Source organism: Maribacter sp. UH1 (assembly GCF_056839145.1).
In genome coordinates, this window is the sequence record NZ_CM166387.1 from 818636 (window position 1) to 840121 (window position 21486).

General features: G+C 33.3%; 26 protein-coding genes. 16 read left to right on the plus strand and 10 right to left on the minus strand.

The genetic code is table 11. The features are described 5' to 3' along the window. Nucleotides 1-40 precede the first annotated feature (40 nt). On the minus strand, nt 41-709 hold the full coding sequence (locus tag UH1x_RS03575; RefSeq protein WP_482625145.1) for a uracil-DNA glycosylase family protein: 669 nt from the start codon (nt 707-709) through the stop codon (nt 41-43). Between the two features lie 83 nt (nt 710-792). Here UH1x_RS03575 and UH1x_RS03580 point away from each other — a divergent pair, with 83 nt between their 5' ends. Continuing rightward, nucleotides 793-921 carry a 30S ribosomal protein THX gene (locus UH1x_RS03580; protein ID WP_276494392.1) on the plus strand — a complete coding sequence of 43 codons (129 nt, stop codon included), beginning with the start codon at nt 793-795 and terminating at the stop codon, nt 919-921. A 2-nt stretch (nt 922-923) separates the two neighbouring features. Here UH1x_RS03580 and UH1x_RS03585 read toward each other — a convergent pair whose 3' ends face one another. From UH1x_RS03585 to UH1x_RS03600, 4 genes are all read right to left on the minus strand, one after another. Beyond that, complete coding sequence (locus UH1x_RS03585; protein ID WP_482625147.1) at nt 924-1289, minus strand: hypothetical protein; 366 nt, start codon at nt 1287-1289, stop codon at nt 924-926. A gap of 47 nt (nt 1290-1336) precedes the next feature. Further along, nucleotides 1337-2098, minus strand: a complete 762-nt coding sequence (gene yaaA / locus UH1x_RS03590) for a peroxide stress protein YaaA (protein WP_482625149.1) — start codon at nt 2096-2098, stop codon at nt 1337-1339. A 90-nt stretch (nt 2099-2188) separates the two neighbouring features. Beyond that, complete coding sequence (locus UH1x_RS03595; RefSeq protein ID WP_482625150.1) at nt 2189-3220, minus strand: RluA family pseudouridine synthase; 1032 nt, start codon at nt 3218-3220, stop codon at nt 2189-2191. Then, nucleotides 3221-3811, minus strand: a complete 591-nt coding sequence (locus tag UH1x_RS03600) for a PASTA domain-containing protein (RefSeq protein WP_036155994.1) — start codon at nt 3809-3811, stop codon at nt 3221-3223. Nucleotides 3812-3985: 174 nt separating this feature from the next. Here UH1x_RS03600 and UH1x_RS03605 point away from each other — a divergent pair, with 174 nt between their 5' ends. The 6 genes from UH1x_RS03605 (at nt 3986) to UH1x_RS03630 (ending at nt 11585) form a co-directional block, all read left to right on the plus strand. Further along, nucleotides 3986-4960 carry a D-alanine--D-alanine ligase gene (locus tag UH1x_RS03605; RefSeq protein ID WP_482625152.1) on the plus strand — a complete coding sequence of 325 codons (975 nt, stop codon included), beginning with the start codon at nt 3986-3988 and terminating at the stop codon, nt 4958-4960. 31 nt (nt 4961-4991) lie between these two features. After that, a complete protein-coding gene (gene coaD / locus UH1x_RS03610; protein WP_276494386.1) occupies nt 4992-5444 on the plus strand; it encodes a pantetheine-phosphate adenylyltransferase in 453 nt (150 codons plus the stop codon). A 123-nt stretch (nt 5445-5567) separates the two neighbouring features. After that, nucleotides 5568-7415: a PAS domain S-box protein gene (locus tag UH1x_RS03615; protein ID WP_482625154.1), complete on the plus strand. Its 1848-nt coding sequence runs from the start codon at nt 5568-5570 to the stop codon at nt 7413-7415. Between the two features lie 114 nt (nt 7416-7529). Then, nucleotides 7530-9383 carry a PAS domain S-box protein gene (locus UH1x_RS03620; protein WP_482625156.1) on the plus strand — a complete coding sequence of 618 codons (1854 nt, stop codon included), beginning with the start codon at nt 7530-7532 and terminating at the stop codon, nt 9381-9383. After that, nucleotides 9370-9774 carry a response regulator gene (locus UH1x_RS03625; protein WP_036155999.1) on the plus strand — a complete coding sequence of 135 codons (405 nt, stop codon included), beginning with the start codon at nt 9370-9372 and terminating at the stop codon, nt 9772-9774. Before UH1x_RS03620 ends, UH1x_RS03625 begins: the two co-directional genes overlap by 14 nt. A gap of 68 nt (nt 9775-9842) precedes the next feature. Continuing rightward, the gene (locus UH1x_RS03630; RefSeq protein ID WP_482625158.1) at nt 9843-11585 is read left to right on the plus strand and encodes a M14 family metallopeptidase; all 1743 of its coding nucleotides are present in this window, start codon (nt 9843-9845) and stop codon (nt 11583-11585) included. Between the two features lie 3 nt (nt 11586-11588). On the opposite strand, the gene UH1x_RS03635 is transcribed toward UH1x_RS03630, so the two are convergent. Then, on the minus strand, nt 11589-12179 hold the full coding sequence (locus tag UH1x_RS03635; RefSeq protein ID WP_405413506.1) for an NUDIX hydrolase: 591 nt from the start codon (nt 12177-12179) through the stop codon (nt 11589-11591). A gap of 7 nt (nt 12180-12186) precedes the next feature. Here UH1x_RS03635 and pyrE point away from each other — a divergent pair, with 7 nt between their 5' ends. Beyond that, on the plus strand, nt 12187-12831 hold the full coding sequence (pyrE, locus tag UH1x_RS03640) for an orotate phosphoribosyltransferase (protein WP_482625160.1): 645 nt from the start codon (nt 12187-12189) through the stop codon (nt 12829-12831). A 2-nt stretch (nt 12832-12833) separates the two neighbouring features. Beyond that, nucleotides 12834-13226, plus strand: a complete 393-nt coding sequence (locus tag UH1x_RS03645) for a hypothetical protein (protein WP_036156005.1) — start codon at nt 12834-12836, stop codon at nt 13224-13226. Here the strand turns inward: UH1x_RS03645 and UH1x_RS03650 are convergent. After that, nucleotides 13223-13954, minus strand: a complete 732-nt coding sequence (locus tag UH1x_RS03650; RefSeq protein ID WP_482625163.1) for a biotin--[acetyl-CoA-carboxylase] ligase — start codon at nt 13952-13954, stop codon at nt 13223-13225. The genes UH1x_RS03645 and UH1x_RS03650 overlap by 4 nt on opposite strands. A 93-nt stretch (nt 13955-14047) precedes the next feature. On the opposite strand from UH1x_RS03650, the gene rsfS reads away from it, so the two are divergent. From rsfS to UH1x_RS03685, 7 genes are all read left to right on the plus strand, one after another. Next, complete coding sequence (gene rsfS / locus UH1x_RS03655) at nt 14048-14422, plus strand: ribosome silencing factor (RefSeq protein ID WP_036156009.1); 375 nt, start codon at nt 14048-14050, stop codon at nt 14420-14422. A gap of 12 nt (nt 14423-14434) precedes the next feature. Then, nucleotides 14435-16438 carry an ATP-dependent zinc metalloprotease FtsH gene (gene ftsH / locus UH1x_RS03660; protein ID WP_482625165.1) on the plus strand — a complete coding sequence of 668 codons (2004 nt, stop codon included), beginning with the start codon at nt 14435-14437 and terminating at the stop codon, nt 16436-16438. 41 nt (nt 16439-16479) lie between these two features. Continuing rightward, a complete protein-coding gene (locus tag UH1x_RS03665) occupies nt 16480-17091 on the plus strand; it encodes an LUD domain-containing protein (protein WP_036156013.1) in 612 nt (203 codons plus the stop codon). A gap of 1 nt (nt 17092) precedes the next feature. After that, on the plus strand, nt 17093-17896 hold the full coding sequence (locus tag UH1x_RS03670) for a phosphatidate cytidylyltransferase (RefSeq protein ID WP_036156014.1): 804 nt from the start codon (nt 17093-17095) through the stop codon (nt 17894-17896). Next, a complete protein-coding gene (locus tag UH1x_RS03675) occupies nt 17886-18569 on the plus strand; it encodes a phosphatidylserine decarboxylase family protein (RefSeq protein ID WP_036156016.1) in 684 nt (227 codons plus the stop codon). Before UH1x_RS03670 ends, UH1x_RS03675 begins: the two co-directional genes overlap by 11 nt. Continuing rightward, nucleotides 18550-18807 carry an acyl-CoA-binding protein gene (locus UH1x_RS03680; protein ID WP_482625168.1) on the plus strand — a complete coding sequence of 86 codons (258 nt, stop codon included), beginning with the start codon at nt 18550-18552 and terminating at the stop codon, nt 18805-18807. The genes UH1x_RS03675 and UH1x_RS03680 overlap by 20 nt, the downstream gene beginning before the upstream one ends. Nucleotides 18808-18881: 74 nt before the next feature. Next, nucleotides 18882-19352, plus strand: a complete 471-nt coding sequence (locus UH1x_RS03685; RefSeq protein WP_482625169.1) for a hypothetical protein — start codon at nt 18882-18884, stop codon at nt 19350-19352. Here UH1x_RS03685 and UH1x_RS03690 read toward each other — a convergent pair. The 3 genes from UH1x_RS03690 to UH1x_RS03700 form a co-directional block, all read right to left on the minus strand. Next, nucleotides 19349-20113: a creatininase family protein gene (locus tag UH1x_RS03690; protein ID WP_482625171.1), complete on the minus strand. Its 765-nt coding sequence runs from the start codon at nt 20111-20113 to the stop codon at nt 19349-19351. The genes UH1x_RS03685 and UH1x_RS03690 overlap by 4 nt on opposite strands. A gap of 92 nt (nt 20114-20205) precedes the next feature. Beyond that, nucleotides 20206-20373 carry a lmo0937 family membrane protein gene (locus UH1x_RS03695; protein WP_027067903.1) on the minus strand — a complete coding sequence of 56 codons (168 nt, stop codon included), beginning with the start codon at nt 20371-20373 and terminating at the stop codon, nt 20206-20208. A gap of 141 nt (nt 20374-20514) precedes the next feature. Beyond that, complete coding sequence (locus UH1x_RS03700; RefSeq protein ID WP_482625173.1) at nt 20515-21399, minus strand: dienelactone hydrolase family protein; 885 nt, start codon at nt 21397-21399, stop codon at nt 20515-20517. Nucleotides 21400-21486 lie beyond the last annotated feature (87 nt).

Genomic DNA, 21486 nt, shown 5'->3' on the forward strand with positions numbered 1-21486 from the left:
ACTCTTTTTAGTTTTAAGAAGTTTTAAAACTAGACACCTCTTAGAAGTAATTCTTATATTGAAGTATCCTAAAATCCAATGTATTGAACTTAGGGATTTCTTTTTTCATCCTCTTATAACTTTCAAGACTACCTACTGCCCTATTTGCAGCTCCAGAAGGAGCAATTAAAGAAACCGTCCTAATTGTAGTTTTTGTGGTAGGATGTTTAAACTCATGTATTCGTGGCACATTGTTAGAAATTAAATGCAATACTACGTTATGCTCCTTTAAAAGTTTTCTAAAGAAATACTTTGGTCCATTTTTACTGTTGCCTCCAGTAAATAATAAGGTGGTTACTTTAGTATACTTTTCTAGATACTCTAAAACATTTCTTAATTGAATATTTTGCATACCAATATCAGAAGCATCTATTTTTTCCCTTTCTGCAGAAGCAACAATATCACAAACTCCTATTTTCCTTTCCCTTAGAAATGTTTTGCGTTGTTCTATGGCTTCTAATGTAGTTTCAAACTTTAGATTTAAATTAAATATTTTATCTAAAATAGGCCACAGCTGACCATCACGACTTCCATAGCAAAAATTGACATCACCCGCTTTTAAATCTCCAATGGTAAAACGGGGCGGCGGTAATGTTCCTACAATTAACTTTTCAGTAAATTCATCTATAAAAGGTTCATACGGGTGAGTATGTTGAAATTTCTTTTGCATTAGTGTTTTATTCTCATGAGCCTATTTTACAGATAAATCTTCTCTAATTTACTAACTTAAACAGAAATCAAAGAAAACGAGATATGGGAAAAGGAGATAAGAAATCTAGAAAAGGAAAAATATCGAATAATTCTTATGGTACTAGAAGACCACGTAAAATTAAAAAGAGACCTACAATTGAAGAAAAAATAAAAATCAATAAAAAGAAGTAGCCCTAATCGTCTATTCTAAAGGTTAAGTCTACTTGATTCTCTTCATCTAAAGATATCTCGTACGTATAAAAACCTATTGGCAAAGTGTCTGTTGACATCTCTACAGGCACATAATTTAAGCTAGTAGAATCTGTAAGAATTGATATTGCCGTAAACGCATACGCCCTTTCAAATTCCATATATTCTGAAAATTCACCTGCTTCAATATTCTCATAAACAGTGTCATTTTCAACTATACGCACTTCGCTAAAAAAAAGTTCTGTACTGTTTTGAACGCGAATATTGACTAAGTTAACCTCATCATCTCTATCTGTACAAGAGAACAATACAACAACACAAATAACAGCAAGCAAAATAACCCTTTTCATAGACGTATTTTATATATACTTAAGAACGAAAAAGAGAAGATTATATTTTATCTAATAAAGACAGGTTGGTTTTCCTTTAAGGTATGTTCTTGACTAAATTGATAATCATCTAAATTGAACCCTTTAATATCTTCTAATGTTTTGGCATCGGCATCTATAATATACCTAACCATTGCCCCTCTAGCTTTTTTTGCGAAGAAACTTATAATCTTTAACTTATCGTTCTTCCAATCTTTAAAAACCGGAGTAATAATTTCCGCTTTTATTTTTTTAGGTTTTAAAGCACTGTAATACTCATTACTTGCTAGGTTCACCAACAACTCATCTTCTACCATCTCATTGTTTAAATGATCGGTAAGTCTTTCTCCCCAGTATTCGTACAAGTTTTTCTTTCTCCCAAATTTTAAAGAAGTACCCATTTCTAGACGATATGGTTGCATTAAATCCAATGGTTTCAAAATACCGTACTGTCCAGATAAAATTCTAAGGGTTTGTTGCAACTTCTCAATTTTTTCTTCGGATAACGTGTACGCATCTAAACCTTGGTATACATCTCCGCTAAAGGCATAAACCGCAGGCCTTGCGTTATCTGGTGTAAACGGTACTGTAAAATCTTGATTACGTTGCCAGTTTAATTGCGCCAAATTATCTGAAATAGACATTAGTTCAGAAAGCGCTTTCGGTTTCTTTTTCTTTAAAACCTTATTCAGCTTTTCAGCATCTTCTATAAATTCTGGAGAAGTATATTTAGTTGTTGGCAACTCACTTTCGTAATTCAATGACTTAGCCGGAGAAATAACAATTTTCATAGTGCAATTTTAATACTCCAAAAATAAACAGGATTAACAGGAAGACCTACAAAAGACAAAAAAGAGTTTAAATAGTGGTATTGAAGAATCTTATTCTGTACTATTTTTACTGTAACCCCTCCATTTTTCTATGGCACTGGTCATATCTTCTGGTACTTCAGAATCAAAGCTCATATGCTCTCCTGTGACGGGATGAACAAAGCCTAATGTCTTGGCATGCAATGCTTGTCTTGGCAGTAATTTAAAAGTATTCTCTACAAATTGCTTGTACTTTGTAAAGGTTGTTCCTTTTAAAATCTTCTCTCCACCGTAACGTTCATCATTAAACAATGTGTGCCCAATGTATTTCATATGCACACGAATTTGATGTGTTCTGCCGGTCTCTAATTTACAAGATACCAAGGTGACGTAACCTAATCTCTCCAATACCTTAAAATGGGTTACCGCTTCCTTACCTTCTTCCCCTTCAGGAAAAACATGCATTTGTAGGCGATTTTTAGGATTTCTACCCACATTACCAATTACAGTACCTTCATCTTCTTCAATATTACCCCAAACCAAAGCAACATATTCACGCTCAGAAGTCTTATCAAAAAATTGCTTTGCTAAATGTGTCATAGCTGCCTCTGTCTTTGCAACTACCAACAGACCAGAGGTATCTTTATCTATACGATGCACCAAGCCCGGTCTTTCATTGCTGTTTGATGGTAAATTATCCGTATGATAAATCAATGCATTGATCAACGTACCAGAATAATTACCGTGCCCTGGGTGCACTACCATGCCCGCAGGTTTATTCACCACCATTAAAACATCGTCTTCGTAAACGATATCTAAAGGGATATCTTCTGGCACCAACAAAAATTCGTGTGGCGGATGTTCAAATAACACCTTAACCTCATCACCTGCCTTAACCTTATAATTGGATTTTACGATTTTGTCATTGACCCAAACGTGACCATCTTTAGCCGATTGCTGTATTTTATTTCGTGTTGCATTTTCAATGAAATTCATTAAAAATTTGTCTACACGCAAAGGAACTTGACCTTTAGAAGCTACAACCTTATGATGCTCAAAAAGTTCTCCATCTTCATTTTCCGGCCGCTCAATATTATCCTCCATCTAATCTTCAGATTCCGCTTTAATTATTGCTCTTTCTGTAATACTACCATTACCACAAACCAATTCTATTTTAGAGGTTTTAGGTAGTTTGTCGCCTGGCTTAATATCTTTTCCTTTATACTTTATACGATATACCATATCCTTACCCAATTCATCTACATAGGTTACACGTTGTACATCTAAACCTACGGCTTTCAACATTGAAGATGCATTACGCTTGGTTACTTGAATAATTTTAGGAACGGTTACTTTTTTATATCCCGATGGATTAACAGTGAAATATATTTTTCTATTCTCCTTAACTTTTGATCCGGCAGAAGGGTTTTGTTCTATAATAGAGAACCTAGGGTAATCTGGATTGTAGTTTGCAGAGTCTAAAACTTCATATCGCAAGCCAGCTTCTTCAATTGATTTTCTCATATCCATAACAGATTTTTTAGAAAAATCCGGTACTTCTACAAACTCACCATGATTGGTGGTACTGTTTAGGTATCTTAATGTGACAAAAATCACTATAATCAATACCAACAACGCAAGACCAAGCTGAATTAAAAAAGTCTTACTTTTTAAAAAATTGAAAAAATTCCTCATACGTATTATTTGACCCGACAAATATAGTAAATGCCCTCATACCATTTTACAGCATTGGTTTATAGTTATGAGTATCATAAAAATTAATTCTTAATTAGTGAATGCTGTATGTTTTCTTTTTTATTTTATTTCAATACTCCATCTTTGCTTTAACATTCTTAATAGACCATACACATGAAAAAAAATATTGCAATTATAATGGGCGGTTATTCTAGTGAATATAAAATATCGCTTAAAAGTGGAAATGTGGTTTATGATTACCTGAACAAAGAAAAATTCAATCTGTATAGAATACATATTTTCAAGAACAAATGGGTCTTTGTAGATGATGCAGGTAACGAAACGCCAATTGATCGTAATGATTTCTCAATCCCTTTGAACGGCAATTCTATAACATTTGATTGTGTTTTTAATGCTATTCATGGTTCTCCCGGGGAAGACGGACTCATGCAAGCTTATTTTGAATTATTGGGAATAAAACACACTTCTTGTGATTTCTACCAAGCTGCTTTAACCTTTAATAAAAGAGATTTGCTGAGCGTTTTAAAACCTTACGGAATTAAAGCAGCACCATCTTACTATCTTAACTTAGGCGACGAAATAAATGAAACCGAAATTATAGATAAAGTCAAATTGCCCTGTTTTGTAAAAGCTAATAAATCTGGTAGTAGTTTTGGCATTACTAAGGTCTATAAATCAGAAGAGCTTAAAGCCGCTATTGAAACAGCTTATAAAGAAGATGATGAAATTATTATTGAAGGTTTTCTTGATGGTATAGAGGTTTCAGTTGGTGTATTGAAACTAAATGGAAAAACCACGGTATTTCCTATCACAGAGATTGTATCTGAAAATGATTTCTTTGACTATCAAGCAAAATACGAAGGTAAATCTCAAGAAATAACTCCTGCAAGAATAAACGCTGAACAATTAGAAAAAGTAACCATAGCATCAAAAAGAATTTATGATGTACTAAAAATGACAGGGTTCTCTAGAAGTGAATTTATATTCATAGATAATGAACCTTTCTTGTTAGAAATGAACACTACACCAGGTTTAACTACTGAGAGCATTTTACCTCAACAAGCAAAAGAAGCTGGTATTGAGCTAGGTATGTTATTCGAGTACGCCATTAATGAGGCATTGTCATAAATTGCCTATATTTAAAAAGAAAAATACACTTATGAGACGCGCAATTTTCCCCGGTTCTTTTGATCCTTTGACTTTAGGACATCATGATATAATTATGCGTGGCATAACTTTATTTGACGAGGTCATTATAGCTATAGGAAAAAATGCCGATAAAAAGTACATGTTCAGCTTAGAACAACGTATTCAATTTATTGAAGAAGCTTTTAAAGATGTACCTTCTATAACCGTGAAATCATATGTAGGACTAACAGTGGATTTTTGTAAGAAAGTCGATGCAAATTTTATTTTAAGAGGATTACGAAATCCTGGAGATTTTGAATTTGAGAAAGCAATTGCACATACCAACAGAAAACTATCTGAGATAGAAACCGTGTTTCTATTGACCTCATCGGGCAAATCATACATCAGCTCCTCTATTGTTAGAGACGTTATACGCAATGGTGGTGATTATACGGGTTTAGTACCCGATTCTGTAAGAAAATAAGTGTAGTTCGTCGGCCTGACAACAGGAATAGCACTTTCAACCACAACTTTTTGTAAAAACACAACAATTTAGGTGGGCAAACTACAATTTTCCTATAAATTCGTAAGAAAATTCTTTCCACCTATGTTTAGATATCAAAATAACTCATCATTTTCACTAGATTGGATCAAGCAAATTCCATCTTCTATTGTTATTATAGATACCGATTTTAAGCTCATTAGCGCATCTCCAAGATGGGAGGCTAATTTTCAGTTAAATTTAGAGCAGATAGAAGGTAAATATATTGTTGACTTGTTTCCCGAAATAGCTCAAGAACTTAAAACTAGGTTAAAATATAGTTTAGATGGGCTACGTGACATAAAGTTTAAATATAATGCTAAAGATTGCCAGTATTCATCTAATGATTCTATTTGGCACCTTAATCCATGGAAAGATGGGTATGGCAATATTATAGGTGTAATCATAAAAATTGAACCTATAACCAAAACTCAAGAATTAGAAATAGAACTCAATAAGACCAAGTTATTACTTAACAACAAAACTTCTGTAGCCAAGATTGGTAGTTGGGAACTGGATGCTGTAAATAAATCTTTGCTCTGGACACCAATAGTAAACAAGATTTACGGTCTACCTATAGATTTTGAACCTAGTCTAGAAAATGCTATAGAATTTTATGTAGATGAATCTCAAGAGGTCATTAAAAATGTTGTAAATGACGCTATTAATCTAGGAAAACCTTGGAATGTAAAAGCGCAATTGAGACAAAAAGATGGTACCATTATTTGGGTTAATACCATAGGCAGACCTAAATTTAAAGATGGCACTTGCACTAGAATAATTGGAACGATACAACAGGTTGATGAAGAAAATAAAATAGAAGTTAAAAAAACCGTTCTTGAAGCTGAATTAAGTGAATACCCCTTATTTGAAAAAGTGCCTTTAGGTTTAGCTATTATAGATTTTGAAAATGGTAACTTTTTAAATGTAAACCAACAGTTCATAAAGCTATCCGGTTTTGAAAAAGAATACTTTATAAATAAGAACTTTAAAGAATTTATAGGCAAATCCTTTCTAAACAAAGAACAAGACCTGGTAGCACAGTTAATAGAAAAGGAATCTTTTAATCCTGTAAAATTTACATTTTCAAACAAATTAAAACATACACTGAACCTTAAGGTTACCGGCAACCTAGTTAAGGGATTAAATAATAAGAAAAGTATTTTATGTACTATTGAAAATATCACCACCCAAACTAAATTAGAGAAGAAATTAAAAAATACCATAATTACTTCTAGAGAGAAAAATGATCAACTTCTAAATTTTGCCCATATGGTCTCTCACAACCTTAAAACACACGCTACCAACTTTTCACTGTTATTAAATTTCTTAAACGATGAAAAAGGACTAACACAGCGTAATAAGTACATGACAATGCTATTTAACGCATCTGACAACTTATCAGAAACTATAAAAGGGTTAAGAGAAATCGTTGCTGTAAAATCAAATCTAAATAACGAGAAAAAATTACTCTCCTTAAATGAAAGTGTTTTTATTGTTGAACAAAATGTAGCCGGTCTAATAAAACAAACCAATGGTAAAATTATAAACGAAATATCAGATGATATTAAAGTAAAGGCCCTGCCTGCCTATTTAAATAGTATACTAACAAATTGCATTACAAATTCAATAAAATATAGAAGCGACAACAAGCCACCTATTATTATCCTGAGTACTAAAGAAACCAAGGATTATACCATACTAAGTATTGAAGATAATGGTCTAGGTATAGATTTGGAAAAATATGGTGATCAATTATTCGGACTCTATAAAACTTTTCATAGAAATAAGGAATCTCGTGGAATTGGTCTTTACATTACCAAAAACCAAATGGATGCCATGAACGGAAAAATTACTGTTGACAGCTCACCTGGACAAGGTGCAACTTTTAAGTTCTATTTTAATAAAAAGTAAAAAACTAAACTTAATGCAATGTAATAATCTATTTACAACGTTAATGATAGTATTCACAACAAATATGTAATAAAACGCAGTAATCCCCTTACATTCGTAAGAAATTACATCAGCATGGTAAAGGTTCCCCTAAAATCAAATACCTCGTACATAATTAGACAATTACCGTCACCAACGGCATTCATTGACACTAATTATAATATTGTTCAAACATCTGACAAGTGGACGAGTATTTTCAACTTAAATGAAGAGCGTAACAGCTTTAAAAGCTTATTTGCGGTTTTTCCCAAATTAAGTCATAAATGGAAAATGGTTTTAGATAATTGTTTTAAAGGAAACCCACAACCTATGGGCATTCACCAAACTATTGACGCCAATGGTCAAGAGCTATGGTTTGAATGGACAAATGCGCCGTGGTACGACACCAATGAAAATATAGTTGGGGCTATAATTCAATTAAGTGACATTACCGAAGCTGTAAACAATGAGCTAGAACTCAACAAGAAAGAGTTACTCTTGCAACAGCAAGCAGAAATTACCAAAATTGGAAGATGGGAATATAATATTGTAGACAACCGATTATTTTGGTGCTCCACCACAAAATCTATTCATGAGGTTTCTCCAGATTTTCATCCAAATATTGAAAATGCCCTTTTTTATTATAAAGAAGGTCACAGTAGAAACGCTATTTCAATGGCATTATTTGAAGCTCAAAACAAAGGTAAATCCTGGAGCAATCTAAAGCTGCAAATCATAACGGCCACAGGTAAAGAAAAATGGGTAATGGCCGGCGGAAAACCTATTTACAATAAAGGCGAAATGGTTGGTTTAATAGGTACATTTCAAGATATTCATGAGCAAGTAGAAGCGGATTTAAAGACTATTGACAATGAAAAATTACTTAGAACACTGATTGATAACCTACCCGTAAATGTTTATATAAAAGATACCGAATCTAGAAAGGTTTTAGTCAATAAAGCTGAATGTGAGTATTTAGGGATTAATGACCCAAAGGAAATTATAGGAAAAAGTGATTTTGAATTGTATTCATACGATGCCGCTAAAAAGTCTAGGAAAGAAGATTTAAAGGTAATGAATACGCTTAGACCTGTAATAGGGAAAGAGACTGTAAAAACCACTTTAGATGGTAAAGAAACCTCTTTTCTAAGTTCTAAAATACCTCTTTTAAACAATAAAGGTGAAGCATATGGTATTGTAGGAATCAGCTTAGATATTTCAACATTAAAAGAAAAAGAAAAAGAGCTTAGGAATATCATAAACATTGCATCGGTTCAAAATAAAAAACTGTTGAACTTTGCGCATATAGTTTCACATAATCTACGTTCTCACTCTGCTAATTTCTCCATGCTCTTAAACTTTTTGGAAAGCGAAGAAGATGAAGTTGAAAAGAACAATATAGTTTCAATGTTAACTAAAGCTTCAAATAATCTATTAGAAACCTTAGATAATTTGAACGAGGTTGTTTCAATTAATACAAATACCAATATTGAAATTAAAGAAATAAACTTATATAACAAGGTTGTTGATGTATGCCAAAATCTATCTCCATTTATTTCTAACAACAAAAGTAAAATTGAAAATAATATTCCTGCGAATTTCAACATAAAAGCAGTACCGGCATACTTAGACAGTATCATAACCAACTTTATTACCAATGCAGTTAAATACAGACATCCAGAAAGAGGCGGACATGTTATTCTAAGTGCTGAAAAAAAGGAGGGTTACTCCATTCTTTCCATAAAGGATAATGGGCTAGGTATTGACCTAGATAAATACGGTGAAAAACTTTTTGGCATGTACAAAACTTTTCATGACCACAAAGATGCAAGAGGCATTGGTCTGTACTTGACAAAAAACCAAATAGACGCTATGAACGGCAAAGTAGAAGTTAGTAGTGAAGTAGGAAAAGGAACAAAATTTAAAATTTTCTTTAATGAAAAAAATTAGTGACATCACTATAATTGACGACGATGCTATAACAGTATTTGGTTTACGTAAATTAATATCTTCAAGTGTTGAATGCAATTCAATACAATCATATGAAAACGGTAAAATTGCATTAGACGCAATAACGGATTTCTACACAAATAAAAAGGCAATTCCACAGGTTATATTTTTGGACATCAATATGCCCATTATGGACGGCTGGGAGTTTTTAGAGGCCTTTATTGAACTTCCAATAACCAACAAAATCAGAATTAACATTGTAACCTCTTCTATAGACCCCTATGACAAGAAACAATGGGAATATTACAAAAACAAAAGCCACCACTTAATTACTTTCAACCAAAAACCAATTGACAGAAATAAAATTACAGAAATTACCCAAGTAGCTTAAGCCAATAGAAGTATTGATTATTTTTACATTCAGTGAATGGAATTCATCACCATTATAATTGTCTGTACATGAAAAATATATCAATCCTCATTTTAGCGCTTATAATTTTCTCTTGTGAAAGTAAAGTTGAAAATACAAAGACAGATTTCCCTACTCCTTATGAAGTATCGAACAAAACAGAAACTGCCACCTATGAGGAGGTCATAGATTTTTACCTAAAATTATCAAAAGAATTTTCTTCAATCAACATACAAACCATTGGTACTACAGATAGCGGTAAACCGTTGCATATAGTTACTTTCAGCGAAAAGGGCGATTTTGACTTTAAAAAGTTAAGCGAAAACAATACTATAATGTTAATCAACAATGGTATCCACCCCGGTGAAAGTGATGGCATTGACGCAACCATGTTATTATTTCGCGATTTGGCAAGCAATGAGATTGAAACTCCAAAAGAAACTATAATTGCCACTATACCAATTTATAACGTTGGTGGCGCACTAAATAGGAATAGCACCTCACGTGCAAACCAAAACGGACCTTTGGAATATGGATTTAGAGGTAATGCCAAAAACTACGATTTAAATAGAGATTTTATAAAAACGGACACCAAGAATGCAGAAACTTTTGCAGAAATCTTTCACCTCATAAATCCTGATGTTTTTATAGACAACCATGTAAGCAACGGTGCAGATTACCAATATACCCTTACACATTTATTTACACAACATAATAAAATGGGCGGTGATTTAGGTGAATATATTCATAGTTCATTAATGCCTCAATTACATGATTCTTTATCCAAATCTAATTGGGATATTACACCTTATGTAAATGTCTTCAATAGTCCGCCAGAAAAAGGTTTTAAACAGTTCATGGATCACCCTAGATATTCTACAGGCTACACTACATTATTTAATACTGTTGGTATGATGGTAGAAACTCATATGCTAAAGCCATACGACATGCGTGTAGAAGGCACTTATGAACTCATGCGAAAAATGATTGCCATTGCCGAAAAAGACGGAAGTAGAATAAAATCTTTAAGAGATGCCGCATTCTTAAAAAACAACACAAAAGAATATTACCCCATTGCCTATGAAGTTGACACTACTAATGTTAGCAAGTATATATTTAAGGGCTATAAGGCAGATACCATAATTAGTGAAGTTACAGGTTTAAAAAGATTAAAATACAACCGAGAAGTACCAATAGAAACCGAAGTAGCCTATCAAGATTATTTCATTGCCTCAGATTCTATTAAAATTCCTAAAGCATACGTGATAGGAAGACAGTGGGATAATATCATTGAAAAATTACATTTAAATAAGATAACCTATACCACTCTTCAAAAAGATTCAACCATATCTGTAGAATCTTATAAAATACATGAATACCAAACATATTCATCACCTTATGAAGGCCACTACCCACACTATAATACTACTGTGACTACATCGTATGAAACAAAAGAATTTCATGCAGGAGACATCATAATACCTACAAATCAGCCTGGTTTTAGATATATTCTAGAAACATTAGAACCATCTGCGGTGGATTCATTTTTCAACTGGAATTTCTTTGATACCATTCTTCAACAAAAAGAGGGCTTCTCCCCTTATGTGTTTGAAGATACCGCCCTTAAAATTTTAGAAAACGACACTATTCTTAAAGCAAAATTTGAGGATAAAAAAATGCTTGACTCAGATTTCAACGAAAACTGGTACAAGCAATTAGATTGGCTTTTTAAGCAAAGTGATCTTTACGAAAAAGCACATTTACAATATCCGGTTTATAAGATAAAAAAGTAACTTTTAATCTTCTCCGAATAGTATTTTGATGTTTACGTATGAATTTTCCAGGGCCTTTTTAATTTTCTCTGGTCCTTTCCAGCGTACTTTAAAAATGCCTTCTTTTTTCTCTGGCTTTAATTTGCCATCAAAATCGGTACTCATATCATACCAATAAACCTGTTTAAGTTTATTGATTCCGTTACGCTTAAAGATATGATACGTTGTTCTAATATAATTATCTATAACAAGACCTCTAACACCAGTTTCTTCTTCTACCTCACGTATGGCACATTCCTCTATGGACTCACCCTTATCCAATTTACCTTTAGGTAAATCCCATTTATCGTTTCTGTAGATAAAAAGTACTTTTCCCTCTTTATTTCTTACTACACCGCCACCGGCAATCACTAAGGGTATAACTTGAGTAAACTTTTTTAAAATTTCATCGTAATTAGGATGATAAATAAACGCTTCCCTCAACTTCCCCTTCCTCAATGAACTTATTGCCTCTTCTATTGATTCTTGATTTAATGAAAAATACTCTCCATTTGTTGTATCAGAGAGTTTATTTGTCAAAATCAAAGGCAATTCATTAACAAAAACTTTATACATTTGCGTCATGGTTTTAGACAAAAACACTGCAAAAAAAACAGCAGAGCTTCTCTTGCAAATTAATGCAATAAAATTGACACCGGAAAATCCTTTTACATGGGCTTCGGGTTGGAAATCTCCAATATACTGCGATAATAGAATTTTACTATCCTATCCTATCATCAGAAACTATATTCGCGATGAAATGGCAAAGCAAGTAGAACAACTTTATGGTAAGCCAGATTGTATTGTAGGTGTAGCTACAGGAGCAATAGGAATTGGGGCTTTAGTCGCTGACAAACTAAATTTACCTTTCGTATATGTAAGGCCTGAGCCTAAATCCCACGGTCGTCAAAATCAGATAGAAGGTCATTTAGAAGCGCACCAAACGGTTGTTGTTATAGAAGATTTAATTAGCACAGGAAAAAGCAGCTTAAATGCCGTAGACGCCCTAAGAGCTATTGACGCGAACGTAAAGGGCATGTTGGCAATCTTTACTTACGGATTTGAAACCGCTACCAAAAATTTTGAAGAAAAAAATACAGAGCTACACACTTTAAGTAGCTACGAATATTTAATTGAACAAGCATCTGAAACGGGATACGTAAAAGAAGAGCAGTTGATTACATTAATGGAATGGAGGAAAGACCCTTCTAAATGGACAAATAAATAATTATGTTTATAGAAACACCTAAGGCAGAAATATCTAAAAATACAGAAGACACTTTTAACTTCTTAAATGACCTGCCTAATTTTAGATTGTTAATGCCTGAAAATATTGACAAATTTGAAGTTTTAAATGAGAATAGATTTCTTTTTGCTTTAAAAGGTATGCCAGAAATTGTTTTGGAAAAGAAAGAACAAACACCTTTCAGTCAAATTGTTTTGGGTGCCGCTAGTGAAAAATTACCTTTTACTTTAACAGCGGATATCATAGAAATAGATGCGAATAAGAGTGAAGTTGTTTTAAGTTTTAAAGGTGAATTCAATGCTATGATGGCAATGATGATCAAAAAACCTATTACCAATTTCATCAATACATTATCAACGAATTTGGCAAAGGTCTAATACATTAGCTGTATTTCTTTTAACCCATATTCTTGAAGATCACCATCTTCATGTCTCACAATAAGTTTACCGCCAATTGAAACTTTTTCTATTGTGCCGGTAAATAGTGAACTGTCTTGATTTTTAAAACTACTCCTATCTCCTATTTTAAATAAGTAAGAATGATATTGTGCGTACAATTCTTGCTCTAAAGAATCTATTGGTTTGTTTAAATACAAATGCAACTGTTCTGTTAAGGAATAAAAAACCGAATCAAGATCAAAATCTACATCCATAATATTTTTCAATGAAGATGCATTTGGTGCGTTTTTGAACACTTCTTGATTCACATTTAAGCCAAATCCTATAATAGTTCGTTTAATTTTAGATCCAGACAAAATATTTTCTATCAATATTCCCCCTATTTTAGAATTACCTGACAGAATGTCGTTAGGCCATTTAATGCTTAAATCAGGTATTCCCAAACGGTTTAAAGCATCTACAATGGCAAGAGATACACAAACACTCACCAAAAAAACACGCTGTATTGGTATGTTAATATTATTTTTCAACATACTGAATGCTAAGTTTTTACCCGGTTCAGACTCCCATTTAGCACTCATTTGCCCCCTACCTAAAGTTTGATTACTTGTGGTAATCACAGTAAAATCATCAAGTTCTTTTTTAAATGACAAGTCTTTTAAATAGGTGTTTGTAGATTGCGTGGCATCAAGTTTGATTATTTGCATTTACTGTTCTTATTGTGAATCTTTAATGTATTGTTAAAAACTAGTCCTAAAAGAACAAAAAAATAATAACTTTGTAAAAACTAAAATTTTTGAATGCAGGAAAGTAAAACTAGCAAAGATGAGTTAATTGCATTAATAATTCAGGGAATTGACGAAGTAAAAGGTCACAATATCAACCTATTAGATTTAAGAGAAATTGAGAATACCGTTTGTGATTACTTCATAGTTTGTAACGGTACTTCAAATACGCATGTAAATGCTATAGTAGGTTCTATCCAAAAAACAGTAAGTAAAGCGATTCAAGATAAACCTTGGCACGTAGAAGGCGAGGACAATGCGGAATGGGTACTAATGGACTACGTAAATGTAGTTGTTCATATATTCCAAAAGCAAGTTCGAGAGTTTTATGACATAGAAGGTTTATGGGGAGATGCAAAATTCACAACCATAGAAAGTAGCGTAAACTAATAAAAAATTAAAATGGCAAAAGAAAACAAAACAAATCCGAAAAAACCAAAATTTAGTTCTTGGTGGATTTATGGATTGGTAGCAGTATTACTAATTGGATTTCAATTATTCAATAGTGATGATTTAGCTAGTACCCAAAAAACGACTACTTCAGAATTACAGCAGTATTTGCGAAATGGTGATGTTAAGAAGATTTTAATTATAACGAACACCAATCAGGCTAAAGTATTTTTAACCGATGAGGCTATTGCTAAAGAGGTACATAAAGATGTGAACGAGAAATCATTTCTACCATCTTCTGGTAATGTTCCTCAGTATACCTTAGACTACGGTGATCTTCAAATATTTCAGAATGAAATAACCGAAATCAAAAAAGAAAATAATTTAGATACTATTATTGAATTTGGTAAAGAGTCTACAGCCATTTTAGATTTCTTGTTATCTCTATTACCATTTGTATTGATTATTGGTATTTGGATATACTTAATGCGCAGAATGTCCGGCGGTGGCGGCGGTGGCGCAGGAGGTCAAATTTTCAATATTGGTAAGTCTAAAGCAAAATTATTTGACGAAAAGACAGATACTAGAACTTCCTTTAAAGATGTTGCCGGTTTAGAAGGTGCAAAAGAAGAGGTTGAAGAAATTGTTGAGTTTTTAAGAAATCCTGATAAGTATACTTCATTAGGTGGTAAAATACCTAAAGGAGCATTGCTTGTAGGACCTCCAGGAACGGGTAAGACCCTTTTAGCCAAAGCCGTTGCTGGTGAAGCTAAGGTGCCTTTCTTCTCGTTATCCGGTTCAGATTTCGTAGAAATGTTCGTAGGTGTTGGTGCATCTAGAGTACGTGATTTGTTCAAGCAAGCAAAAGACAAATCTCCAGCCATTATTTTTATTGATGAAATTGATGCCATTGGTAGAGCTAGAGGTAAAAATAACTTTACAGGTTCTAATGACGAACGTGAAAATACATTGAACCAATTATTAACTGAAATGGACGGTTTTGGTACAAATACAAATGTTATTGTACTTGCAGCAACCAACCGTGCAGATGTATTGGACAAAGCATTAATGCGTGCAGGTAGATTTGATAGACAAATTTATGTTGACCTACCGGATATTCGCGAGCGTAAAGAAATTTTTGAAGTTCACTTAAGACCTATTAAAACGGCAGAGACTCTTGATCTTGATTTCTTGGCTAGACAAACTCCTGGTTTCTCTGGTGCAGATATTGCAAATGTTTGTAACGAAGCGGCATTAATTGCAGCTAGAAACGAGAAAAAAGCGGTAACCAAGCAAGATTTCTTAGATGCTGTAGATAGAATTGTAGGTGGTCTTGAAAAGAAAAATAAAATTATTACCCCGGGTGAGAAAGAAACTATCGCCTATCACGAAGCTGGTCATGCAACTACTAGTTGGATGTTAGAACACGCTGCTCCTTTAGTGAAGGTTACTATTGTACCAAGAGGGCAATCATTAGGTGCTGCATGGTATTTACCTGAAGAGCGTTTAATTGTTAGACCTGAACAAATGTTGGACGAAATGTGTGCAACTATGGGTGGTAGAGCTGCAGAGAAAGTTATTTTCAATAAAATTTCTACCGGTGCTTTAAGTGATTTAGAAAAAGTTACCAAGCAAGCAAGGGCAATGGTAACTATCTATGGTCTTAATGATGAAATAGGTAATATTACCTATTATGATTCTTCTGGTCAAGATTCTTATGGTTTCTCAAAACCTTACAGTGAGGACACCGCTCGTAAGATAGATGCTGAAATTTCTAAAATAATTGAAGAGCAGTATCAACGCGCTATCAAGGTTTTAACTGACAATAAGGATAAACTTACAACTTTAGCTGAAAGATTGTTAGAGAAAGAAGTTATCTTTAAGGAAGATTTAGAAAAAATCTTTGGTAAGCGAAATTTCGAAAAGGATATTTTAGCCTTGGAAAACGAAAAGAAACTGAAAGAAGAAGAGAACAACAAATCTACAGAAGAGCAAGAAATTACAGAGAATAAGTAATATTGCAATACTTTAGATCAGCAATTATTTCAACAACATAAATGGGGTTTTTAGATATTTTATTTGGTGGTGGCAAGAAGAAGGTTTCGAAAGAAACCGCAGAAACGCGCGGCGATCATATGCCTGATTTAAATATTCCCGTTGATGAAAAATTTACAATTCATTTTAAGCAGAATGGAGGTAAGTTCATTTATTGCGATTCTGACGCAGAAGTTTCAAAAGCAATTAGAAATATTGTTACAGAAAATAATTGGGAAAGTGAGCCTTTCTTTGTTCTCAATGAAAGGCTAGCCCAAAAATTTTCTAAGGAATCTATTACGTTTACTGATAATGCTCGCGACAGCGAAGTATTTTTTACCACTTGTGAGCATCTTATAGCCCAAAACGGCAGTATTCTAGTTTGCTCCAACCAACTATTAGAAAAAAAGGTAAACGAACTACCTAGCAATGTTGTGGTGTTTGCCACTACTAGCCAGTTAATAGAATCTATAGGAGAAGGTTTAAAGACCATCAAGAAAAAATATGGCCAAAGAATACCGGCCAATATAACTACATTAAAACACTTTAAAGCTACCGCAGAGAATTCAGATGATTTTCTAACCTATGGTAGTAGTACTAAAAATCTTTATCTTTTACTTCTGGAAGATTTATAGTATGAAAGAAATTCTAAGAAGGTCACTAACAGGGGCTGTGTACATAATCCTATTATTGTCAGCAGTCTTTTTAAGTTCTGATGCCTTTGATTTTTTATTCATGACCTTTGGACTTGCTTGTTTATACGAGTATAAAAAATTAGTACACTTAAAAGGCTATCATATTTTTGCAGCCTATTTAGCACTATGGTGGGCCTATATTTATTTAGTCAAAGACCAGCAGATCATTAATATTCTTATGGTTATTACCATAGCAATAGATATTTATCTATTATATAATCTATTTGCTAAAAAACCTTTAAAACTTAATACGACCTTAAAATTCTTAATCGGTCTTTTTTACATAGGCGGAGGTTGTATTTTTCTAACAATGATACCTTATAAAAACGATGCGTTTGCCAAACTATTGATTATGGGTATTTTTATTTTAATATGGGTAAACGACTCATTTGCATACCTAGTAGGCAAAAGTATTGGCAGAACTAAACTTTTTCCTTCAGTTTCTCCTAAAAAAACCATTGAAGGTACTTTAGGAGGTTTTATATTTGCACTAGCGGCAGCTTATTTAATGGCTACTTTTGAAGCTCTTATAAGTCCTGTTCAATGGATGATACTTGCTACGGTTATTGTAGTAGCCGGAAGCCTTGGTGATTTAATAGAATCTAAATTTAAAAGAGCTGCAGGTGTAAAGGATAGCGGAGCCATATTACCTGGCCACGGTGGTATGTTAGATCGATTGGACAGCTTGGTCTTTGCCGCCCCATTTGCTTATTTAACTTTAAATATATTCAGTTATGTTTCATAGAGAGGGACAAAAAATAATATTGTTTTCTTTTTTGATTATAGGTTCAAGTATAATCTTGGCCCACTACTTTATTGACATAGCATGGCTAAAATTAGCTATACAAATTCTTGGTCTAGTTTTACTCATTATAATTTTGCAATTCTTTAGAAATCCAAAGAGATTGGCAAGAAAGGATTTCAATGAAATTCTTTCACCTGTAGATGGGAAAGTTGTAGTTATAGAAGAAGTTTTAGAAAAAGAATATTTTAATGAAAAAAGAAGACAGGTTTCTATTTTTATGTCTCCGGTCAATGTTCACGTAACTAGATATCCCGCTAGTGGTTTAATTACTTTTTCCAAATACCACCCTGGTAAATTCTTAGTTGCCTGGCACCCAAAATCAAGTGAAGAAAACGAAAGAACCACTGTAGTTATAAAAACCCCTAAGTTTGGCGAAATCCTATACAGACAAATAGCTGGTGCACTTGCCAGACGAATTGTAAATTATGCCGAAAAAGGAGAAAGCGTACAACAGGGAGATGATGCAGGATTTATAAAATTTGGTTCTAGAGTCGATTTGTTTTTACCTTTAGATTGCCAAATTAATGTAAAGCTAAACCAAAAGGTTAAAGGTAATGAGACTTGTATAGCTACTTTTGTTGACCCAAACGAAAATGAAGAAATTACGTATTGAATTTGAGGAGACCGTTGCCTTGGTCAATAACTATACTGAACCAATACCGGCAGATATACTTTTAAAACTATATGCTTACTATAAGATTGCAAATGCCAATTTTGACAATCCTGGCAGTAAAACTCCATTAATTAATGCTTTTAAAGCAAATGCACTAATTCAGGCAAAGAACATGAGCAAGAAAAAAGCCATGCAGTCTTATATTGATTTAGCCAACAAAGAATTAAATACTAATTAACCATTATCTTGGTGTTTAGTAAATGCTGCCTATATATGGTCTAAAATAATCATTAAACAAATGTCTAACATTCGATGAAAAGATTAGAAAAATTAAAGTCCAATATTCTTCGAAACTCTATTGGAGTTGTTTACCTAATTTTTGGATGTATTAAGTTTATACCACATTTGAGTCCGGCTGAAGATTTAGCCAAAGACACTATTGGTATACTAACATTAGGATTTCTACCTTCTCAATTAGGGTTACTATTATTAGCAGTAGGCGAAACATTGATAGGCATCTTTCTTCTACTTAATTGGAAACCTAGAATTATTATCAGTATTGCTATAATTCATATTCTATTCACATTTACACCTCTATTTTTAATGCCAGAGGAGATTTTTGGAAAAGGTGAATTGGTTTTTACTTTAGCAGGGCAATACATATTTAAAAATATAATTATTCTAAGTGCCCTTTTTTCTTTAAAAATTGATTTGGATATTCACTTAAAACGAGCAGCAATAAAAGAATCTACAGCAGAACATTTAATTGTTATAAAAAATTAAATATAAAGATCTTCCAAATCAGCGTCGCAAAGTGAGCAAAATAAATCATCTAACTTTGCACACACATCATTAAAAAAACGCTCTCCTTTATCTGTAGTAGCAAACTCCGGATTACCTATACCCGTATCACTACTAACCTTTGACCACTGCCTTTCTGCCCAAGCCCAACCTTCATTATAAGCCTTTATCCTAAACTTTTTAGCACTACCACTACCCCATTTCTCCTTTGACAATACTAAATCAGGTCTTAAATAAAGCATTAAACTCGTTTCCATTTCATCGGCATGATCACCCTCTTCCTTAAAATATTTAGATTTATCGAACATGGGAGGAAAGAAACAAAAACTGATAAACATGTCTGGGAACAATAAACCTAATTCCCTTATAATCGGTTTAAAATTATTACCTCCGTGACCATTGAACAGCAATAATTTCTTTATGCCTTGCCTATTTAGTACGGTTACCAAATCCTTTAAAATAGCCAATTGAGTAGACGGATTCAAATTCATATCTAAATATATGTCACTCTGACCTGTATTAACACCAAAAGGTATAGTAGGCAAAACCATTACCTTTCTTCCTTTCTCCCAAGAGACACCAGCTGCAGACTCAGCCATACTTTGCACTTGATAATTATCCGTACCATAGGGTAAATGATAATTATGAGCTTCTGTGGCTCCCCACGGCAAAATTGCCAATTCTATTTTTTCATCTTTTAAATGTTCCCAATTGGTTTCGGCAAGTACATAAGGTCTAATCATAGTACTAAAGATACTATTTAAGCATAAAAAACCCTTGACATTAATCAAGGGTTCATATATTTTTTTGATAAAATTGGTTTGTAAAATTGAACTTACAAGACCTTTTTACCTGAAATGATATTGTAAAGAATAACGATAACCGCTATTACTAATAAAATGTGAACTAAACTACCGGTTGCAAGACCAGGTACTATACCTAACATTCCCAATAACCATATAATTATACAAATAACTGCTACTAACCATAATAGACTTCTCATAATGTGTGTGTTTTTAGATTGTTTATACTACAAAACTAAAGGGATTAGCCGTGTTAGCTTAACTCAAACAAATTGATTACTAGCTCTATATCAGAAACTTCACTAGTACAATCACACCTACAAGTCCTTAAAACCAGTGCTTTATACTAACTTTTTCTTGAAAAAATCCATGGTACGTGACCAAGCTAATTCTGCCGCTGGTTCATCATACCTAGGTGTAGACGTATTATGAAAACCATGATTTACATTGTCATAGAAATAAGCAACATTCTCTTTACCTAATTCATTCAATGCTTTTTCATATGCTGGCCAACCCGCATTCACGCGTTCATCCAATCCGGCATACTGTAACATTAATGGTGCATTAATGTTTTCAATACCCTCTGTTGGTTGTCCTCCATAAAAAGGTACTGCAGCAGATAAATCCGATACTTTTACTGCCATCATATTAGAAATCCATCCACCGAAACAAAAACCTACTACACCGATTTTACCATTGCAATCTTCATGATTTTTCAAATACTCGAATGCCGCTATAAAATCTTCAAGCATTTCATTTCTATCTCTTTTACGTTGCATAGCTCGACCTTCATCGTCATTACCAGGGTAACCACCTAAAGGACTCAAAGCATCTGGTGCTATAGTTATAAAACCAGCCAAAGCTGCTCTTCTCGCTGTATCTTCAACATAGGGGTTCAAACCTCTATTTTCATGAACCACTAAGATACCTGGCAATTTGTCTTCTGCCGATTTTGGCTTGGATAGTAATGCATTGATTTCACCACCTCCTTTATCAGAATTATAAGTAATGAAACCCGAATCCAAATCTGGATTGTTTTTATCCACCAAAAAAGTATTCTCATAATCTGGCATTAGAAAACTCATTAACGATGGCACTGTAAGACCACCTACGGCGTACATGGACAGTTTCTGCACAAAGTCTCTACGTTCTAGTTTATTATGGGCATAGGCATCATATAAATCAAATACCTCTTGCTTAATATCTTCTTTTTTTAGTGGTTTCATTTTCTTAGCTTTTTTGTTCTATTTAAAAATACGAAAACAACATGACTACCTAAATACTTTTAACAATAGAAAAAGCCTCACTCCTAA